Source organism: Streptomyces griseoloalbus (genome assembly GCA_014650015.1).
GTDB lineage: Bacteria > Actinomycetota > Actinomycetes > Streptomycetales > Streptomycetaceae > Streptomyces > Streptomyces griseoloalbus.
This window is the reverse complement of the sequence record BMUD01000003.1, coordinates 333,207-352,067: the sequence shown is the minus strand read 5'-3', so window position 1 is coordinate 352,067 and position 18,861 is coordinate 333,207. Positions and strand designations below refer to the sequence as shown.

17 protein-coding genes and 1 pseudogene are annotated in these 18,861 nt (G+C 72.6%); 12 read left to right on the top strand and 6 right to left on the bottom strand.

Annotated features, from left to right (window positions below):
• Nucleotides 1–145 precede the first annotated feature (145 nt).
• From IE178_RS06880 to IE178_RS06845, 8 genes are all read left to right on the top strand, one after another.
• Complete coding sequence (locus IE178_RS06880) at nucleotides 146–871, top strand: hypothetical protein (protein ID WP_318279876.1); 726 nt, start codon at nucleotides 146–148, stop codon at nucleotides 869–871.
• Entirely contained in the window at nucleotides 871–1,488 is a 618-nt protein-coding gene (locus IE178_RS06875) for a TetR/AcrR family transcriptional regulator (protein WP_193511663.1), read from the top strand. Before IE178_RS06880 ends, IE178_RS06875 begins: the two co-directional genes overlap by 1 nt.
• A 105-nt stretch (nucleotides 1,489–1,593) precedes the next feature.
• A complete protein-coding gene (locus IE178_RS06870) occupies nucleotides 1,594–3,858 on the top strand; it encodes a molybdopterin oxidoreductase family protein (RefSeq protein WP_193511616.1) in 2,265 nt (754 codons plus the stop codon).
• Between the two features lie 134 nt (nucleotides 3,859–3,992).
• Complete coding sequence (locus IE178_RS06865) at nucleotides 3,993–5,402, top strand: CitMHS family transporter (protein WP_193511615.1); 1,410 nt, start codon at nucleotides 3,993–3,995, stop codon at nucleotides 5,400–5,402.
• Nucleotides 5,403–5,439: 37 nt separating this feature from the next.
• Complete coding sequence (locus IE178_RS06860; RefSeq protein ID WP_184766087.1) at nucleotides 5,440–6,672, top strand: MFS transporter; 1,233 nt, start codon at nucleotides 5,440–5,442, stop codon at nucleotides 6,670–6,672.
• A gap of 520 nt (nucleotides 6,673–7,192) precedes the next feature.
• Nucleotides 7,193–8,533: an ABC transporter ATP-binding protein gene (locus tag IE178_RS06855; protein WP_193511614.1), complete on the top strand. Its 1,341-nt coding sequence runs from the start codon at nucleotides 7,193–7,195 to the stop codon at nucleotides 8,531–8,533.
• Between the two features lie 89 nt (nucleotides 8,534–8,622).
• A complete protein-coding gene (locus IE178_RS06850) occupies nucleotides 8,623–10,011 on the top strand; it encodes an aldehyde dehydrogenase family protein (RefSeq protein ID WP_193511613.1) in 1,389 nt (462 codons plus the stop codon).
• Nucleotides 10,012–10,027: 16 nt separating this feature from the next.
• The gene (locus IE178_RS06845; protein ID WP_193511612.1) at nucleotides 10,028–11,113 is read left to right on the top strand and encodes a Zn-dependent alcohol dehydrogenase; all 1,086 of its coding nucleotides are present in this window, start codon (nucleotides 10,028–10,030) and stop codon (nucleotides 11,111–11,113) included.
• Nucleotides 11,114–11,197: 84 nt separating this feature from the next.
• Here IE178_RS06845 and IE178_RS06840 read toward each other — a convergent pair.
• From IE178_RS06840 to IE178_RS06830, 3 genes and pseudogenes are all read right to left on the bottom strand, one after another.
• Nucleotides 11,198–11,551, bottom strand: a pseudogene (locus IE178_RS06840) (IS30 family transposase); the annotation flags it as partial.
• A gap of 361 nt (nucleotides 11,552–11,912) precedes the next feature.
• Nucleotides 11,913–12,623, bottom strand: a complete 711-nt coding sequence (locus tag IE178_RS06835) for an ArsR/SmtB family transcription factor (RefSeq protein ID WP_229876196.1) — start codon at nucleotides 12,621–12,623, stop codon at nucleotides 11,913–11,915.
• A 57-nt stretch (nucleotides 12,624–12,680) separates the two neighbouring features.
• Nucleotides 12,681–13,322: a TetR/AcrR family transcriptional regulator gene (locus IE178_RS06830; protein ID WP_184766081.1), complete on the bottom strand. Its 642-nt coding sequence runs from the start codon at nucleotides 13,320–13,322 to the stop codon at nucleotides 12,681–12,683.
• 99 nt (nucleotides 13,323–13,421) lie between these two features.
• Between IE178_RS06830 and IE178_RS06825 the strand changes: the two genes are divergently transcribed.
• The 3 genes from IE178_RS06825 to IE178_RS06815 all read left to right on the top strand — a co-directional run bounded on the left by IE178_RS06825 (nucleotide 13,422) and on the right by IE178_RS06815 (nucleotide 15,638).
• Nucleotides 13,422–14,573, top strand: coding sequence for an acyl-CoA dehydrogenase family protein (locus tag IE178_RS06825; protein ID WP_184766080.1), 1,152 nt, complete (start codon nucleotides 13,422–13,424; stop codon nucleotides 14,571–14,573).
• A 60-nt stretch (nucleotides 14,574–14,633) separates the two neighbouring features.
• The gene (locus tag IE178_RS06820; protein ID WP_184766079.1) at nucleotides 14,634–14,921 is read left to right on the top strand and encodes a YiaA/YiaB family inner membrane protein; all 288 of its coding nucleotides are present in this window, start codon (nucleotides 14,634–14,636) and stop codon (nucleotides 14,919–14,921) included.
• Nucleotides 14,922–14,993: 72 nt separating this feature from the next.
• Complete coding sequence (locus IE178_RS06815) at nucleotides 14,994–15,638, top strand: TetR/AcrR family transcriptional regulator (RefSeq protein ID WP_184766078.1); 645 nt, start codon at nucleotides 14,994–14,996, stop codon at nucleotides 15,636–15,638.
• Here IE178_RS06815 and IE178_RS06810 read toward each other — a convergent pair.
• Nucleotides 15,629–16,090, bottom strand: a complete 462-nt coding sequence (locus tag IE178_RS06810; protein WP_193511611.1) for a MaoC family dehydratase — start codon at nucleotides 16,088–16,090, stop codon at nucleotides 15,629–15,631. The genes IE178_RS06815 and IE178_RS06810 overlap by 10 nt on opposite strands.
• A 131-nt stretch (nucleotides 16,091–16,221) precedes the next feature.
• Between IE178_RS06810 and soxR the strand changes: the two genes are divergently transcribed.
• Entirely contained in the window at nucleotides 16,222–16,719 is a 498-nt protein-coding gene (gene soxR / locus IE178_RS06805) for a redox-sensitive transcriptional activator SoxR (protein ID WP_184766077.1), read from the top strand.
• Between the two features lie 60 nt (nucleotides 16,720–16,779).
• Here the strand turns inward: soxR and IE178_RS06800 are convergent, their stop codons facing one another.
• Both IE178_RS06800 and IE178_RS06795 read right to left on the bottom strand, forming a co-directional pair.
• Nucleotides 16,780–17,847, bottom strand: coding sequence for an RNA ligase (ATP) (locus tag IE178_RS06800; RefSeq protein WP_193511610.1), 1,068 nt, complete (start codon nucleotides 17,845–17,847; stop codon nucleotides 16,780–16,782).
• A gap of 188 nt (nucleotides 17,848–18,035) precedes the next feature.
• Nucleotides 18,036–18,638, bottom strand: coding sequence for a hypothetical protein (locus IE178_RS06795; RefSeq protein ID WP_184766075.1), 603 nt, complete (start codon nucleotides 18,636–18,638; stop codon nucleotides 18,036–18,038).
• Nucleotides 18,639–18,861 lie beyond the last annotated feature (223 nt).

Sequence of the window (18,861 nt, the reverse complement as noted above, 5' to 3'; positions counted from 1 at the left end):
GGAACACCGTAGGATTGCGTTTTCCCGTGCGCAAGGGGGCCGCGCGTTCCCGCCCGGTTCCGGCTGCGACTCCTCTCGGCGGAGGATCCGGAACCCGACTTGAGGGGGATTCGCGGGTTCGGACCCGTGTTCTACGCTCGCCGGCATGTCGTGGACGCGGAGCCTGGTCATCGCGCCCGCGGTCTGTGTCGCACTGCTGGCCGGATCCGCGGGCTGCGCCTCCCGTGATGCCCGGGGGCAGGGCGAGGCGTCGCCCTCACCGGCGGGCCGGCTCCTGGACGAGCGGGACAAGGAGGGGCGCCCCTTCCGCGAGGTCGACGAGAAGGGCGCGCCCCAGGTCGCCGTCGAGGTCGTACCCGACACCGACGGCGGCTGGGACGTACGGCTGCGGGTGCGCAACTTCCGCTTCTCGCCGGACGGGGCGGGCCGGCGGGCGGTGCCCGGCCGCGGTCTGGCGCACCTCGAGGTGAACGGCCACCGCGTCGCCCTGCTGCGCACCCCCGGGTACCACCTCTCCGGCCGCCTCGTCCCGCGCGGCACGCACCATGTCACCGCCCGCCTGTACGCCGACGACGGCTCGGTGTGGGCCGTGGACGGCGAGCCCGTGGAGAGCACGGCCGACATCACGGTGTCGGATCGGGAACCGGGCCCGGAACCGGGCGCGGAGCCGATCGCTGCGGCGACGGCCACCACCACCGCTGTGGCGACGGCCACCACCGCGGCGGCGACAGTCACTACCGCGGCGACGGCCGCCGCTGCGGCATCGGTACCGGTAGCGGCGGCCACAGTGGCCGGCGGACGGGTGTGCGAAACGGGCGACAGGGGGCGTAGCGGAACGCGAGGTTCACCGGGCGGTGTCGAACCGGCATGATGAGGCCCGTGCCCCAAGCGACATCGCTCCGCCGAGCGCCGGTGCAGCGGCGCAGTGCCGAACGGCTGGCCAGAATCCTCGACGCCTGCGCCGAGCTCCTCGACGAGGTCGGCTACGACGACCTCAGCACCCGTGCCGTCGCGCAGCGTGCCGGTGTGCCCATCGGCTCCGTCTACCGCTTCTTCGGCAACAAGCGCCAGATGGCCGACGCGCTGGCCCAGCGCAACCTGGAGCGCTTCGCGGAGCGGGTCACCGAACGCCTCAAGGTCACCGGTGACCGGGGCTGGGGGCATGCCATGGACGTCGTGCTCGACGAGTACCTGGACATGAAGCGCACCGCGCCCGGCTTCTCCCTCGTCGACTTCGGCAATCAGATACCCGTCGGCGCGCGCGGGGCCGAACCCAACCACCGCGTCGCCGACCGCCTCACCGATCTGCTCTCCCGCTACCTGGGCCGCGACGCCGACGACGACCTGCGCCGCGCCTTCCTCATCGCCGTCGAGACCGCCGACGCCCTCGTGCACCTGGCGTTCCGGATGACGCCCGAGGGGGACGAGAAGGTCATCGGGGAGCTGAGGGAGATGCTCCGGGCGTATCTGGCCCGGGTGCTGGACTGAGCAGCCGCGGTTCTCGTTCCCCACGACCCCTCCCCTCCGTGCATACCGGTCGGTATGCTCGGCGTCGTCCGTGCGTCACCGCTGCCGCCGTACCCGGGAGGTCCCGTGTCCCGCACCGCCCTTCGTATCTGCCCCCTGTGCGAGGCCACCTGCGGCCTGACGCTCACCGTCGACGACGGCAGGGTCACCGGCGCCCGCGGCGACCGTGGCGACGTGTTCAGCAAGGGCTTCATCTGCCCGAAGGGCGCCGCCTTCGGCGCCGTGGACTCCGATCCCGACCGGCTGCGCACCCCGCTCGTCCGCGTCGACGGCGAACTGCGCGAGGCCACCTGGGAGGAGGCGTTCGACGCCGTGGCCGCCGGGATACGGCCCGTCGTCGAACGGCACGGCCCGCACGCCGTCGGCATCGTCCTGGGCAACCCCAACGTCCACACCATGGCCGGCGGCCTCTACCCGCCCGTGCTGATCGCCGGGCTCGGTACCCGGAGCCTGTTCACCGCCTCCACGGTCGACCAGATGCCCAAGCACGTCTCCAGCGGACTGCTCTTCGGCGACGCGAACGCCATTGCCGTACCCGACCTCGACCGCACCGACCACCTCCTGCTGATCGGCGCCAACCCCCTGGAGTCCAACGGCAGTCTGTGCACCGCCCCCGACTTCCCCGGCCGGCTCAAGGCCCTCAAGGCCCGCGGCGGCACCCTGACCGTCATCGACCCGCGCCGCACCCGCACCGCCCGCCTCGCCGACCGGCACATCGCCATCCGCCCCGGCACCGACGCGCTGCTCCTCGCGGCGATGGCGTACACGCTGTTCGACGAGGGCCTCGTCGACCTGGGCGAGCGGGCGCCGCACATCCAGGGGCTGGAGGAACTCGCCGCGGCGCTGGACGACTTCACGCCCGAAGCGGCGGCCGGCGCCTGCGACGTCGACGCCGCCGGCATCCGCGCCCTCGCCCGGGAACTCGCCGCCGCCCCCACCGCCGCCGTCTACGGCCGCATCGGCAGCTGCACCGTCCCGCACGGCACCCTGGCCAGCTGGCTCGTCGACGTGCTCAACGTCCTCACCGGCAACCTCGACCGGCCCGGCGGAGCCCTCTTCCCGCAGGCCGCCACCGACAGGACGCCGCGCCCCGCCGGACCCGGCAGCGGCTTCGCCCTGGGACGCTGGCACTCCCGGGTGCGACGGCACCCCGAGGCCAAGGGCGAACTGCCGCTGTCCGCCCTCGCCGAGGAGATCGACACCGCCACTGACGAGGGCGAGCCGGTGCGCGCCCTCATCGCCGTCGCCGCCAACCCGGTGCTCTCCGCCCCGGACGGAGACCGGCTCGACAAGGCGCTCGGCTCACTCGACTTCATGGTCAGCGTCGACCCGTACCTCAACGAGACCTCGCGGCACGCCCATGTCGTCCTGCCGCCGCCCCCGCCCGCGCAGAGCCCGCACCACGACTTCGCCTTCAACACCCTCGCCGTACGCAACCAGGTCCGCTACACCCGCCCCGCTCTACCGCTGGAGGCCGGCCGCATGGCCGAGACCGAGATCCTGGCGCGGCTCGTCCTCGCGGTCACCGGGATGCACGGCGCCGACCCCGCCGCCGTGGACGCCACGGTGATCGACCGGACCCTCGGCAGGGCGACCCGGGACCCGCACTCACCGGTGCACGGCCGCGACCCGCAGGACCTGGCGTCCCTGCTCACCGGCGACAATGGCCCCGAACGCCGACTGGACATGATGCTGCGCCTCGGCCCCTACGGCGACGGCTTCGGCGCCGACCCGGACGGGCTCACCCTCGACCGGCTGCTCGCCCACCCGCACGGCATCGACCTCGGCCCGCTGCGGCCGCGGCTGCCCCAGCCGCTGAAGACCCGCAGTGGGAAAGTGGAGCTGCTGCCGGAACCGATCGCGGCCGACCTCCCGCGACTGCGCGCCGCCCTGGACGAGCGCCCCGGCGGACTCGTCCTCGTCGGCCGCCGCCATCTGCGCTCCAACAACAGCTGGATGCACAACGTGCCCGCCCTCACCGGCGGATCCAACCGCTGCACCCTGCACATGCACCCCGAGGACGCCGAAGCCCTCGGCGTCCGGGACGGGGAGCCGGTGCGGATCAAGGGCGCCGGGGGAGAGGTGACCGCGCCCGCCGAGGTCACCGACGGCGTGCGCCGCGGCGTGGTGAGCCTGCCACACGGGTGGGGTCATGATCGCCCCGGCACCCGTATGCGGCATGCCGCGGCCGAGCCCGGCGCCAACGTCAACCAGCTCCTCGACGGCAGCCTCCTCGACCCGCTGTCGGGCAACGCCGTCCTCAACGGCGTGCCCGTCGATGTGGCCCCGCTGACCGCCCCCGTGACCGAAAAGCACGAGGCTCTGACCTGAGCAAAGCTGTGACCTGGGGTTTTGCGCTTATTGCTCGCACGTCAACGTCTTGTTAACGCTGCTTTGCGGCACCTAACGTCGTCGCACCGCCGGCCCTGGTGGGATGTTCAAGGGCGAACGTTAGGTATCCATTCATGCTGACCATCCTCGGCTTCGCCATGATCGCGACCTTCCTGGTCCTGATCATGCTGAAGAAGATGTCGCCGATCGCGGCGCTCGTGCTGATTCCCGCGCTGTTCTGCGTGTTCGTCGGCAAGGGCGCGCACCTCGGTGACTACGTCATCGACGGCGTGTCCACCCTCGCCCCCACCGCGGCGATGCTCATGTTCGCGATCGTCTACTTCGGTGTGATGATCGACGTCGGTCTCTTCGACCCGATCGTCCGCGGGATCCTCAGGTTCTGCAAAGCGGACCCGATGCGGATCGTCGTCGGCACCGCGGTGCTCGCCGCGATCGTGTCGCTGGACGGCGACGGGTCCACCACCTTCATGATCACCGTCTCGGCGATGTACCCGCTGTACAAGCGCCTGAAGATGAGCCTGGTCGTGATGACCGGTGTCGCCGCCATGGCCAACGGCGTGATGAACACCGTGCCCTGGGGCGGTCCGACGGCCCGTGCGGCGACCGCGCTGAAGCTCGACGCCGGCGACATCTTCGTCCCGATGGTCCCGGCCCTGCTGGTCGGTCTGCTGGGTGTCTTCTTCCTGGCGTACGTGCTGGGTCTGCGTGAGCGCAAGCGGCTGGGCGTGCTGACGCTGGAGGAGGCGCTGGAGCAGGAGAAGGCCGAGGAGACGGAGACCGTGCTGGTCGGAGCGGGTTCCGGCGCCGGTTCCGGCAAGGGCGTCCAGCCGGCCGGCGGTTCCGGCGCCGGTACGGACGCCGACGCGACCGACGACGCCGACTTCCAGGGACTCGACCCGAACCGCCCCACCCTGCGGCCCAAGCTCTACTGGTTCAACGCGCTGCTCACGGTCGCCCTGCTCACCGCCATGATCACGGAGCTGCTGCCGATCCCGGTGCTGTTCCTGCTCGGCGCCGCGATCGCGCTCACCGTCAACTTCCCGCACATCCCGGACCAGAAGGCCCGTATCGCGGCGCACGCCGACAACGTCCTGAACGTCACCGGCATGGTCTTCGCCGCCGCCGTCTTCACCGGTGTCCTGCAGGGCACCGGCATGGTCGACCACATGGCCAAGTGGCTGGTGGAGATCATCCCCGACGGCATGGGCCCCCACATGGCCCTCGTCACCGGTGTGCTGAGCCTGCCGCTGACCTATTTCATGTCCAACGACGGCTTCTACTTCGGTGTCCTGCCCGTGCTCGCCGAGGCCGGCGCGGCACACGGCGTCTCCCCGCTGGAGATGGCCCGGGCCTCCCTCGTCGGCCAGCCGCTGCACATGTCCAGCCCGCTCGTCCCCGCCGTGTACGTCCTCGTGGGCATGGCCAGGGTCGAGTTCGGCGACCACACGCGGTTCGTGGTGAAGTGGGCGGCCCTGACCTGCCTGCTGATCCTCGGGGCAGGAGTCCTGTTCGGCATCATCTAGTCCCGGCACACCCGTACGCTTCAGGGAGGACACGATCATGGCGCCCGGTGGGAACCGCGGCTGGCTGCTCCGCCTCGTCATCGCCTTCGGCTTCGCGCAGGGCGCGGTGTCGATGGCCCGGCCCGCCGTCTCCTACCGGGCGCTGGCGCTGGGGGCGGACGAGCGGGCGATCGGTGTGATCGCGGGCGTGTACGCGCTGCTGCCGCTGTTCGCCGCCGTGCCGCTGGGCCGGCGCACCGACCACGGCCGCTGCGCGCCCCTGCTGCCGGTCGGCGTGGTGCTCATCTCCGGTGGCTGCGCGCTGAGCGGCATCGCCGGCTCGCTGTGGACGATGGCCCTGTGGAGCGGAGTGATGGGCCTCGGCCACCTCTGCTTCGTCATCGGCGCGCAGTCGCTCGTGGCGCGCCAGTCGGCGCCGCACGAACAGGACCGCAACTTCGGTCACTTCACCATCGGCGCGTCGCTCGGACAGCTGGTCGGACCGGTCGCGGCGGGGGCGTTGATCGGTGGGTCCGACATGGCCACCAGCAGCGCGCTCGCCCTGCTGGTGGCGGGGGCGGGCGGTGCGGTGGCGCTCACGTCGCTGTGGCGCATAGAGCGGCCCGGGGCCCCGAAGTCCCGTGGGGAACGGGGGGAGCGGGTGCCGGTGCGCGGCATCCTGCGCGCCCGGGGCGTGCCCGCGGGCATCATCATCAGCCTGGCGGTGCTGTCCGCGACCGACATCCTCACCGCCTATCTGCCCGTGGTCGGCGAGCACCGGGGCATCGACCCGGCCGTGATCGGTGTCCTGCTCAGCCTCCGCGCGGCGGCCACGATCGCCTGCCGGCTGGTGCTCACCCCGCTGCTGCGGCTGCTCGGCCGCACGGTGCTGCTGACCGTGACCTGCCTGCTGGCGGGGCTGCTGTGCGCGGGCGTGGCGCTGCCGGTGCCGGTCTGGGCGCTGGCCCTGATCCTGGCGGTCCTCGGCTTCTGCCTGGGAGTGGGCCAGCCGCTGTCCATGACGACGGTCGTCCAGGCCGCCCCCGCCGACGCCCGCTCCACGGCCCTCGCCCTGCGCCTGACCGGCAACCGCCTGGGCCAGGTCGCCGCGCCCGCGGCGGCGGGCCTGATCGCCGGAGTCGCGGGCGTGGCGGCCCCGTTCGTGATGCTGGGCGCCCTGCTCTTCCTCTCCGCGGGCGTCGCCCTGCGCGCCCCGTCCGGCCCGGCGCAGGACCGGCCGTCCGCACGGAGGAGCACCCGGGCCCGTCCTCGGCGCCGCACCACCCGCTGACCGCTGCCCGGCGGCCGCGTCCGTCCGGCAGGACGGCGCGACGCACACGAAGTGCGGGCCGCGCCCACTGAGCGGCGAACCGTACGCGCCCCGGGGGACCGCATGCTCCTGATCGTCCTGTCCGGTGTCCTGGTCCTCGCCGTCGGAGGGTGCGCCTGGGTCGTCCGGGCGGCCCGGGGCGGTCCGTGACGGGCGCGCGCGGGGGCGAAGGCGCCCCTGGTGGTGGGCGAGCTGATCCAGCCGGGCCGTGCGGGCGGCGCGGGACGCGGCGGCGCCGGGGACGGCCGACGGGGAGCACGGGGCGGCCCCCGCCGGGCGGAGACCCACACGCCCGCCTCACGCGCTGAATCCGGACGTCCGCTTTCTCGGGTACCGGACGGGTTCGCCGGGATCCCGCCCCGCGTCTTCCCCCGGCCGCCTACATTCCGTTAACTTCCGTGACCCAACGCCTCGTACGACCCGTACGAAGCGTTCCGACCGCGGAGCACCAGCGCCCTGATGAGCCCCCGGGGGCACCCTCATGACACGCGCCATCTCCCTGCACGACGTGAGCAAGGCCTACGCGCGAGGCATCCGCGTGGTGGACCGGCTGTCGCTGGACATCGCGCCGGGCGAGTTCCTCGTCCTGCTCGGCCCGTCCGGCTGCGGCAAGTCCACCGTGCTCCGGATGATCGCCGGGCTGGAGGACATCGACGAGGGCCGGCTCTTCCTCGACGGCGAGTACGGCAACGACCTGCCTCCGTCCGACCGGGACATGGCGATGGTGTTCCAGAACTTCGCCCTGTACCCGAGCATGACCAGCCGCGACAACATAGGTTTCCCGCTGCGCATCGAGGCACCCGGCGCCGACCCGGCCCCGCGCGTGGACGCCACCGCCCGCATGCTCGGCATCGAGGACCTCCTCGACCGCTTCCCCGCCCAGCTCTCCGGCGGTGAGCGCCAGCGCGTCGCCATGGGCCGGGCCATCGCCCGCCACCCCTCCGCCTTCCTGATGGACGAGCCGCTGTCCAACCTCGACGCCAAGCTCCGCAACCATCTGCGCGCCGAGATCTCCCAGCTCACCCGCGAACTGGGCGTCACCACCGTCTACGTCACCCACGACCAGTCGGAGGCGATGTCGCTCGGGGACCGGGTCGCCGTACTGCGCGGCGGTGTCCTCCAGCAGGTCGGCACCCCGCGCACGGTGTACTCCCTGCCGAGCAACGTCTTCGTCGCCGCCTTCATCGGCACCCCGCGCATCAATCTGCTGCGCGGCCTGGTCCGCGCCCCGCTGGACGGCGCGATGACCATCAGCCTGGGGAAGCAGTTCCTGCGGCTGCCCGAACCCCTGTCCCTGGACCACCAGTTGCTGCGGGTGCAGCAGGGCCGCGAGGTCATCGTGGGTCTTCGCTCCGAGGCCGTACGGATCGCCAAACCGGCCGCCGCGCGCCCCGGCGAGGTGGTGCTCACCGGCCTGGTGGAGCACCTGGAGTTCCAGGGCCACGAGGTCCTCGTCCACTTCGACACCGGCTCCCGTCCCGCCGTCGTGCCCGAACTGGAGGCCCCACGTCCGCGCCCCGGCCGCCCGGCCCGGCGCCGCCGCCGCGACGGCACGGTCCTGGACCGCCTGCGGGAGAAGGCGGGTGCCCTGCGGGCCGGGCCCGTGGTGACGCCTGACCGGCCCGATCCGGCCGTCCCGGCGCCCGCCTCCTTCGAGCCGCGGGTTCCCGGTGACCTCGTCGTCCGCACCACCCCCGACATACGCCTCCGGTACGGCATGCAGGTACCGCTCCTCGTCGATCTCGCCCACCTGTTCGTCTTCGACCAGAACGGCGAACGCATCTGCCCGAACCCGGCGCGGCTGCCCGATCTGGAGGAGTGACACCGGCGCGCGGGCGTCCCTCTGGCGCGGAAAAACTAACACCGCTAGTTTAGAAGTCGCAGAGGACGCCCCGCCCCGGAGGAAGCGCGATGAAGGCATACGACGGCATGTACATCGACGGCGCCTGGCGCCCCGCCGCGGGCCCGGACGTGATCGAGGTCGTGAACCCGGCCGACGAGCAGGTGATCGCCACCGTCCCCGCGGGCACCGCGGAGGACGTCGACGCCGCCGTGCGCGCCGCCCGTGCCGCCCTTCCCGCCTGGGCCGCCACCCCGCCCGCCGAGCGCGCCGCCCGCCTGGCCGCCCTCCGGGACGTGCTCGCGGCCCGGCAGGACGAGATCGCCGGGACGGTGACCGCCGAACTCGGCTCACCGCCGAAGCTGTCGCAGGCCGTCCACGCCGGGGTGCCGATCGCCGTGGCGGGTTCGTACGCCGAGCTGGCGGCGGCGTACGCCTTCGAGGAGCGGACCGGCAACTCGACGGTCCTCCACGAGCCGGTCGGTGTGGTCGGCGCGATCACCCCCTGGAACTACCCCCTCCACCAGATCGTCGCCAAGGCCGCCCCGGCCCTCGCGGCCGGCTGCACCATCGTCGTCAAGCCCGCCGAGGACACCCCGCTGGTGGCCCGGCTCTTCGCGGAGGCCGTGCACGAGGCCGGGATCCCGGCGGGCGTGTTCAACCTCGTCACCGGCCTCGGCCCGGTGGCCGGCCAGGCCCTCGCCGAGCACCCGGGCGTCGACCTGGTCTCCTTCACCGGCTCCACCGCCGTGGGCCGCCGGATCGGCGCGATCGCCACGGGCATGGTCAAGAAGGTCGCCCTCGAACTCGGCGGCAAGTCCGCCAACGTCATCCTCCCCGGCGCCGACCTGGCCCGCGCGGTCAACGTCGGCGTCGCCAACGTCATGTCCAACTCCGGCCAGACGTGCAGCGCCTGGACCCGCATGCTGGTCCACCGCGACCAGTACGACGAGGCCGTCGAGCTCGCCGCGACCGCCGCCGCGAAGTACGGCGACCGCATCGGACCGCTCGTCAACGCCAAGCAGCGCGACCGCGTGCGCGCGTACATCGAGAAGGGGGTCGCCGAGGGCGCCCGGCTGGTCGCGGGCGGGCCCGAGTCCCCGCGCGAGCGGGGCTACCACGTCAGCCCCACGGTCTTCGCCGACGTCACCCCGGAGATGACCATCGCCCAGGAGGAGATCTTCGGCCCCGTCCTGTCGATCCTGCGCTACGAGGACGAGGAGGACGCCCTGCGCATCGCCAACGGCACCGTCTACGGCCTGGCCGGCGCCGTCTGGGCCGGCGACGAGGCGGAGGCGGCGGCCTTCGCCCGCCGGATGGAGACCGGCCAGGTCGACATCAACGGCGGCCGTTTCAACCCCCTCGCGCCCTTCGGCGGGTACAAGCAGTCCGGCGTGGGCCGCGAACTCGGCGTGCACGGCCTGACCGAGTACCTCCAGACCAAGTCCCTCCAGTTCTAGGGGAGTCGTGAACGTCATGGCCGTACGTGCCGCCGTCCTGCCCGCCGTCGACGCCCCGCTGGAGATCACCGGGATCGACCTGCCCGGACCCGGCCCCGGCCGGGTCCGCATCCGGCTCGCCGCCGCCGGGGTCTGCCACTCCGACCTGTCCCTGTCCAACGGCACCATGCGCCTGCCCGTCCCGGCCGTCCTCGGTCACGAGGGCGCCGGTACGGTCGTCGCCGTGGGAGAGGGCGTCACCCATGTCGCACCCGGTGACGGCGTGGTCCTCAACTGGGCCCCGTCCTGCGGCGCCTGCCCCGCCTGCGCGCGCGGCGAGGTCTGGCTGTGCGCGAACGCCCTGGCCGGCGCCGCCGAGGTGCACGCCCGCCGCACCGACGACGGTACCGACCTGTACCCCGGCCTGAACGTCGCCGCGTTCGCCGAGGAGACGGTGGTGCCCGCGTCCTGCGTCCTGCCCGCACCGGACGGCGTCCCGCTCACCGACGCCGCCCTGCTGGGCTGCGCGGTGCTCACCGGCTACGGCGCGGTCCACCACGCCGCGAAGGTCCGACCGGGCGAGACGGTCGCGGTCTTCGGCGTCGGGGGAGTGGGTCTCGCCGCCCTCCAGTCGGCCCGGATCGCGGGCGCGTCCACGATCGTCGCCGTCGACGTCTCCCCGGCCAAGGAGGGGCTCGCCCGCTCCGCCGGTGCCACCGACTACCTCGTCGCCTCCGACACCACCGCCCGCGAGATCCGCGCCCTCACCGGCAAGGAGGGCGTGGACGCGGCCGTCGAGTGCGTCGGCCGCGCGACCACCATCCGTACGGCCTGGGAGTCCACCCGGCGCGGCGGACGCACCACGGTCGTCGGCATCGGCGGCAAGGACCAGCAGGTCACCTTCAACGCCCTGGAGATCTTCCACTGGGGCAGGACCCTGTCCGGCTGTGTCTACGGCAACTCCGACCCCGCCCGGGACCTCCCGGTGCTCGCCGACCACATCAGGGCCGGCCGCCTCGACCTGGGCGCCCTGGTGACCGAGCGCATCACCCTGGACGGCATCCCGGCCGCCTTCGACACCATGCTGGCGGGCAAGGGCGGACGGGCCCTGGTGGTCTTCTAGCCCGAACGGCCACGGGCCCCGGCCCCTTCACGGGCCCCGGCCCCTTCACCTTGGGTTCAAGGGGTCGTCGCAACACCGCCTGGTTTAGGTGGTGAGTAGATCACGTAGACGCTCGGCTGGGGTATCCCAGCCGAGCGTCTTGCGTGGGCGGCCGTTGGGTTCTTGGGCGACGTGTTCGAGGTCTTCGGGACTGTGGACGCTCAGGTCGGTGCCTTTCGGGAAGTACTGGCGCAGGAGTCCGTTGGTGTTCTCGTTCGAGCCGCGTTGCCAGGGCGAGGCCGGGTCGCAGAAGTAGACGGGCATGTCGGTGGCCATGCTGAACTGCTTGTGGCGTGCCATCTCGCTGCCCTGGTCCCAGGTGAGGGAGCCGCGCAGGTGGGCGGGCAGGGTCTGGATGGTGCGGACGAGCCCGTCGCGGACGGTCTCGGCCCCGGTTCCGTCCGGCCGGGCGTGCTCGGGCCGAGTCCCGGGCCCCTCCGGGCGGGCCCGCGCCGAGTCCCGGGCCTGTTCGGCGCGCTCACGCCGAGCCCCGGGCCCGGTCCGGCCGAGCCTCCCCGGCCTTCCGTCAGCGCCCCGGCCGGCAGCCGCCCGAGCGCGAGCGCCCCGGCGAGTACGCGGCCCCCGCACCGCGGATGGACACGAAGACGGAGGCCCAACAGCACGACGGTGACGCCGGCCGCACAGAACGCGAGCACCTCCGCGCGCCGGGCGGGATTCGAGGCGGGGACGTGCACCATGCTCCCGGAGGGGCAGAGGGCGGGACGCTCGCGGATTGCCGGACGGGGGCCCACGGGCCCGGTCACCGGAGGGCCTCCGACTCGATCCCCAGCAGGTCGTACAGCGCGCGTTCACCCGTCTCCGTCACCTTGACCGCCCGCTCGGAGCCGATGCGTACGCACCACCGCGCCCGAAGGGCGTGCCGGCACAGGGCGGCGCCCGCCACTCCGGCGAGGTGGGGGCGGCGTTCCGTCCAGTCCAGGCAGGCGCGGGCCAGCGGGCGACGGCCGCGGCGGTCCAGATCGATCCCGGCCGCGCCGAACCAGCGCAGTCCCGCGTCGGTGAGCGCGAACCCGGTGTCCTGGCGCAGCAGTCCCCGCGCGGTGAGGGCGTCCGTGAGGGCGATGCCCAGCCGCCCGGCGAGATGGTCGTAACAGGTGCGGCCCCGGGCCATCGCCGACCCGGCGCCCGCCTGCCGCAGCGTGCGCGGGCGTTCGGCGGCACCCGGGGCGACCTGCGCCGCCAGGTCCTCCACCAGGTGCGCGACCCGCGCGTCGGCAAGCCGCACGTACCGGTGCCGCCCCTGCCGTTCCTCCGCCAGCAGCCCGCCCGCGACCAGCTTGCCCAGATGCTCGCTCAGCGTGGACGCGGCCACACCGCAGTGCCGGGCCAGCTCGCCCGCCGTCCAGGCCCGGCCGTCCAGCAGTGCCAGCAGACACGCGGCCCGGGTCTCGTCGGCGGCCAGCGCGGCGAGCCGGGCCAGCCCCGCCGCCCGGGAATCCTTCGTGGTCATGCCCTCCAGCATGCGGCAGGGACACTTCGGCGGTCACCGAAGTGTCCGCGTGCCCGCCTACGCGCTGTGCCGGGCCTGCTCGTACTGCAGGGCCAGCCCGTCCAGCAGGGCCGTCAGCCCCGTCTCGAAGGCCCGCTCGTCGATCTTCTCCTGCTGCTCGGCGAGGAGGTGGGCCTGCCCCAGGTGCGGGTAGTCGGCGGGGTCGTAGGCGCTCGCGTCGTCCACGAAGCCGCCCGCGAAGGAGCCGAGCGCGGAGCCCATGATGAAGTACCGCATCAGGGCGCCGATGGACGTGGCCTGCGCGGGCGGCCAGCCCGCCTCGACCATCGCGCCGTAGACCGCGTCGGCGAGCCGCAGCGCCGCCGGACGGCGGCCCGGACCGCGGGCGAGGACCGGGACGATGTTGGGGTGGTCGCGCAGCGCGGCCCGGTAGGACACCGCCCAGTCGTGCAGGGCGGTCCGCCAGTCCCGGCCGTCCTCGAACATCGACAGGTCGACCAGCGCGCTCACCGAGTCGGCCACCGCCTCCAGGATCTCGTCCTTGGTGCGGAAGTGGTTGTAGAGCGAGGGTCCGCTGACCCCGAGCTCCGCGGCGAGCCGGCGCGTGGAGACGGCCGTCAGGCCCTCCGCGTCCACGAGCGCACGGGCCGTCCCGACGATCCGGTCGGTGCTGAGCAGGGGCTTGCGCGGTCGGGCCATGGCGCACATAGTAGGGCTGCGAACGTAAACTAGCAGTGCTAATTTAAAGGTCCGGGATTCAACCGGAATCGAAGCGGCTTTCACATGGGGTGACTCGGTATGAACCTGGAGCTCAGCGAGGAGCAGGAGGCCGTCCGCCGGCTCGCCCGGGACTTCGTGGAGCGCGAGGTCGTGCCCCACGCCACCGCCTGGGACCGCGCCGAGGAGGTCGACCGCGGCATCGTGAAGAAGCTTGGCGAGGTCGGCTTCCTCGGGCTGACGATCGACGAGGAGTACGGCGGTTGTGGCGGCGACCACCTCGCGTACTGCCTGGTCACCGAGGAGCTGGGCCGCGGCGACTCCTCGGTGCGCGGCATCGTCTCCGTCTCCCTCGGCCTGGTCGCCAAGACGATCGCCGCCCGGGGGAGCGAGGAGCAGAAGCGGGCCTGGCTGCCGGGGCTCACCTCCGGCGCGTACGTCGGCTGCTTCGGCCTCACCGAGCCGGGCACCGGCTCCGACGCCGGCCACCTCACCACGCGCGCGGTGCGCGACGGCGACCACTACGTCGTCAACGGCACCAAGATGTTCATCACCAACGGCACCTGGGCCGACGTCGTCCTGCTCTTCGCCCGCTCCACCGACGCCCCCGGCCACAGGGGCGTCTCCGCGTTCCTCGTCCCCATGGACACCCCGGGCCTGACCCGGCGCACCGTGCACGGCAAGCTCGGCCTGCGCGGTCAGGCCACCGCCGAGCTGGTCCTCGAGGACGTGCGGGTGCCCGCCTCCGCGATGCTGGGCGAGGAGGGAAAGGGCTTCTCGGTCGCCATGTCCGCCCTCGCCAAGGGCCGGATGTCGGTCGCGGCCGGCTGCGTCGGCATAGCCCAGGCCGCCCTGGACGCGGCCGTGCGGTACGCGGGGGAGCGCGAGCAGTTCGGGAAGACCATCGCCCACCACCAGCTCGTCCAGGAACTGATCAGCGACATCGCCGTCGACCTCGACGCGGCGCGGCTGCTGACCTGGCGGGTCGCCGACCTGATCGACCGGGGGCAGCCGTTCGCCGTCGAGTCCTCCAAGGCCAAGCTCTTCGCCTCGGAGGCGGCCGTCCGCGCCGCCAACAACGCCCTGCAGGTCTTCGGCGGCTACGGCTACATCGACGAGTACCCGGCCGGCAAACTCCTGCGGGACGCCCGCGTGATGACCCTCTACGAGGGCACCAGCCAGATCCAGAAGCTGGTCATCGGCCGTGCGCTGACCGGGGTCTCGGCCTTCTGAGTACGCGTCTGAGTACCTGAGCGGATGTGGCCGCGGCCACATCCGCCGACCCTGGTCCCCATGAGCGACACACCGGTCAAGCAGCAGAGCACGGCCGCCTTCTACGGTCAGGCCGTCGCGTCCTTCGCGGTCGCCCTGGGCGCCACCGCGGTCGGTATCTTCAACCTCCGGACCGACGCATGGGTCCGTGCCTTCCTGGCCATCGCGGTCCTGTACCTCGTCACCTCCGCCTTCACCCTGGCCAAGGTCATCCGTGACCGCCAGGAGGCCGGGCACATCGTGAACCGGGTCGACCAGGCCCGCCTGGAGAAGCTGCTCGCCGAGCACGACCCCCTGCAGAAACTGTGATCGGGCAGCTCGCTAAGCGCTCGCTCACCCTCGGCGGTATGGTGTTACCCCTGCCAGTGAATGGGGTGAGCGATGAGTACGGCGCAGGAGACGGCCGACGGTGAGGCGCAGCCGTGGGGTGAGGTCACGCCCGACGCGGCCCGACGGTTGCTGCTCGCCGCCGTGGAGGCGTTCGCGGAGCGCGGCTACCACGCCACGACGACCCGTGACATCGCGAGCCGCGCCGGGATGAGCCCGGCCGCGCTGTACATCCACTACAAGACCAAGGAAGAGCTGCTCCACCGCATCAGCAGGATCGGCCACGAGAAGGCGCTGGAGATCCTGCGGACGGCGTCCCGCGCCGAGGGCGGACCGGCGGAGCGGCTCGCCGACGCGGTCAGCTCCTTCGTCCGCTGGCACGCGGGCGGCCGGACCACCGCACGGGTCGTGCAGTACGAACTCGACTCCCTGGGGCCCGAGGCCCGCGCCGAGATCGTCGGACTGCGCCGGCAGGTCAACGCCGAGGTGCGCGGGATCATCGAGGACGGCGTGCGCTCCGGCGACTTCGACGTCATGGACGTCCAGGGCACCACCCTCGCCGTGCTCTCCCTCTGCATCGACGTGGCCCGCTGGTTCAACGTCAACGGCCCCCGCACCCCCGAGGAGGTCGGCGCGCTCTACGCCGACCTCGTGCTGCGGATGGTCGGGGCCGGGGAGCCCGGCGCCGCTCAGAGGTAGTAGCGGGCCACCGACTCGGCGACGCAGACCGGCTTGTCGCCGCCCTCGCGCTCCACGGTGAAGGCCGTGGCCACCTGCACGCCGCCCGGCACCTCGTCGACGGCGGTGATCGTCGCGGTGGCGCGCACCCGGGAGCCCACCGGGACCGGGGCCGGGAAGCGCACCTTGTTCGTCCCGTAGTTGACGCCCATCTTCACGCCCTCGACGGAGATCAGCTGCGGCCCGAACAGCGGCAGCAGCGACAGCGTCAGATACCCGTGCGCGATGGTCGTCCCGAACGGCCCCGCGGCGGCCTTCTCCGGGTCCACGTGGATCCACTGGTGGTCCCCGGTGGCCTCGGCGAACAGGTCGATCCGCTTCTGGTCGACCTCCAGCCAGCCGGTGTATCCCAGCTGCTCGCCCACCGCCGCCTTCAGGTCGTCGACGGACGTGAAGATCCTCGGCTCTGCCATGTCCCGGCCTCTCGCGTCACGTAGTCGCACGCGCGTCCCTGCGCACATGCCTAAGCAACTGCTTAGCATGGTCGGCGTCGAGGCCCCTGTCAACGGACCGGGCGCCGGAGCGGGTCGGTAGGGTTCGAGGAGTGCACCGGATTCCAGAGAAGATCCACGAGCTCACGGTCGGCCAGCTCTCCGCCCGCAGCGGCGCCGCAGTCTCCGCCCTGCACTTCTACGAGTCCAAGGGCTTGATCAGCAGCCGCCGCACCCCGGGCAACCAACGCCGCTACAGCCGTGACACCCTGCGCCGGGTCGCCTTCATCCGCGCCGCCCAGCGCGTCGGCATTCCGCTCGCCACCATCCGCGAGGCGCTCGCCGAGCTCCCCGAGGGGCGCACGCCCACCCGGGACGACTGGGCCCATCTCTCCGAGGCCTGGCGCTCGGAGCTGGACGAACGCATCAGGCAGCTCAACCGCCTCCGCGACCACCTCACGGACTGCATCGGCTGCGGCTGCCTCTCCCTGGAAGGCTGCGTCCTGTCCAACCCGGACGACGTCTTCGGCGAACGCCAGACGGGCTCCCGCCTGATGGCCGAGAACGGCGCCGGACGGCGACGCGAGGAGAACCGGCGACGCGCCGGCTGAGCACGGAGTCTGCCGGAGCGGGGCGAGCGGCATGTCCCGTCGCCCGCGCACCGGCTTCGCTCACTCGTACTCCGTGCCGCCCTTCCGGGTCAGATACGCCGGGCTGACCGCCTTCGCTATGGCCCGGCCGCCGGTCACCGGGCTGTGGCGTTCGACGACAGGCCGGATCACCACGCCCTCCCGCAGATGCAGCCCCCGCCCGGACACCGTCTCCCGGCCACTGGCGATCTCCAGCACCCGCTCACTGTCGTACGGGCCCGAGAACAGCCGCGGCACCAACGGCAGCCGGCCGTCCAGCAGCTCCGCCGCGTCCAGCCAGCGCACCCGACCGTCGATCTCCGCGGAGACGTCGAACACGGCATAGCCGAGGGTGTCGCGCCGGCCGTCCGCGCCGTACGTCAGGTCCTGCACCCCCGCGCCGTACACCTCGCCGAAGATGCCGACACGCCGGGCGCCCAGCCGTGCGGCGAGGTCCGCCGCGACCCGGTCGACACCGTGACCGCGCACCGCCCGCCAGTACAGGTTGCGCGGGTCCTCCTTCAGCGCCAGCGATCTGGCACCGAAGCCCTTGGAGGAGACGTGCACCCGCTCCTCCCCGGCGACGTACGTCAGCAGGCAGGCCGTCCCGTGCAGCTTCTCGGTGAGCACCACGGGCTCGCCGGGCGTGAAGATGTCCGGGTGGCGCTGGATGTTCTCGATGTCGACCCAGCCCAGCAGGTCGGCGGCGGATTCCACCTCGCCGCCCATGGCCGTCGGGACGGGCGGTACCCACTTGGTGATGCCGAGCAGCTCCGCGAAGTCGGTGCCCTCCTCGGCGGCCCGCGCCAGGTCGGTGTCCGCGAGCGCCTTCGGCCGGCACACGATGCCCTGTGACAGCTCGCCGCGCAGCCGGATCGCCTTGACCCGGTCGTGGTTCCCGCCCGCGAGGCGGCCGGTCAAACCCAGCTCGCCGATCAGCCCGGCCGGCAGCACCGCCTGCTCGGGGATGTAGACCGCGGCATCACCCGTGCGGTAGGCGCCCTTGGCGACGACGGCCCGGTACAGGCCCACCTGGGCCAGTTCGAGGGCGTCGGCGCCCGGGTGTTCGTGGACGGTCAGGATTTCCGCGGTAACGCGCAGTGTCGACATCGGGACGGCTCCTAGGCTTCCGGGACACGTTTCATCGCCCCCACTGTCCGCGGAAGAAAACCGTGGAACGACCGATTTACCGACTGCTACGGTCGCCGGAGCCAGCGGGGGTGCGGCATTTCCCTGGCGCACCCCCGGGCCCCGACGCTTCCAGCCGTTTCCTGTCGCTCCCCGTCACTGCCTGTCGCTCAGGCCGACACCAGCAGCCTCACCCGCCGGGCGTCCGCCAGGGCTCCGGGGGTGAGCACGGGGCGGGGCACCAGGATTCCGCAGTCCGTGCAGACCGGGCCCGTGGAGGGCTCGTGATCCAGGTCGTCGCGCCACATGAGCCGTTCCCCCCGGCACACGGGGCAGGCCGTACCCGGCTCGCGCTCCAGCGCGGCGATCAGCCGCCGCAGCACCTCGGCCAGCGGCTCCCGCGGATGCACCCGCGGATCGTCGCACCAGGCCACTCCGAAACCGCCCCAGGTCAGCCGGTGCCAGTCGTCCACACTGCCCGGCCTGCGCAGCCCGTCGTGCTTCTCCTTCCTGCGGCGCTCGGCGAACTCGACCTCATAGGCCAGCCAGACCGCCCGGGCCTCCTCCAGCTCGTCCAGTGCGGCCACGAGCCGCGCCGGGTCGACGGAGCGGTCCTCGGGATCGAACCCGGCCCGCGAGCACAGATGGTCCCATGTCGCCCTGTGCCCATAAGGCGCGAACCGCTCAAGGCATTTGCGCAGCGAATAGCGCCGCAATGCCAGATCGCACCGTGGATCGCGGACCTGTCTCGCCAGACTCCGGAAACCGGCCATCGTCCTGCACCTCCGTCACACCTGCACCTGTAATCCGGTCACTTCGGCGTCGTCGAACGGACGTCGCCGAATAGACGTATCGACACGCGAATCGGCTCCATCCTTTTTTCGATGGCCCCCTCAGCCGGCCGCGACGACTCACGGGTCAACTCCCGTGATGCGTGCTTCAGTTGTGGTCGTTCCACGGGGGTACTGGCGGTAACCCGCTCCGTGCCCTCCCCGC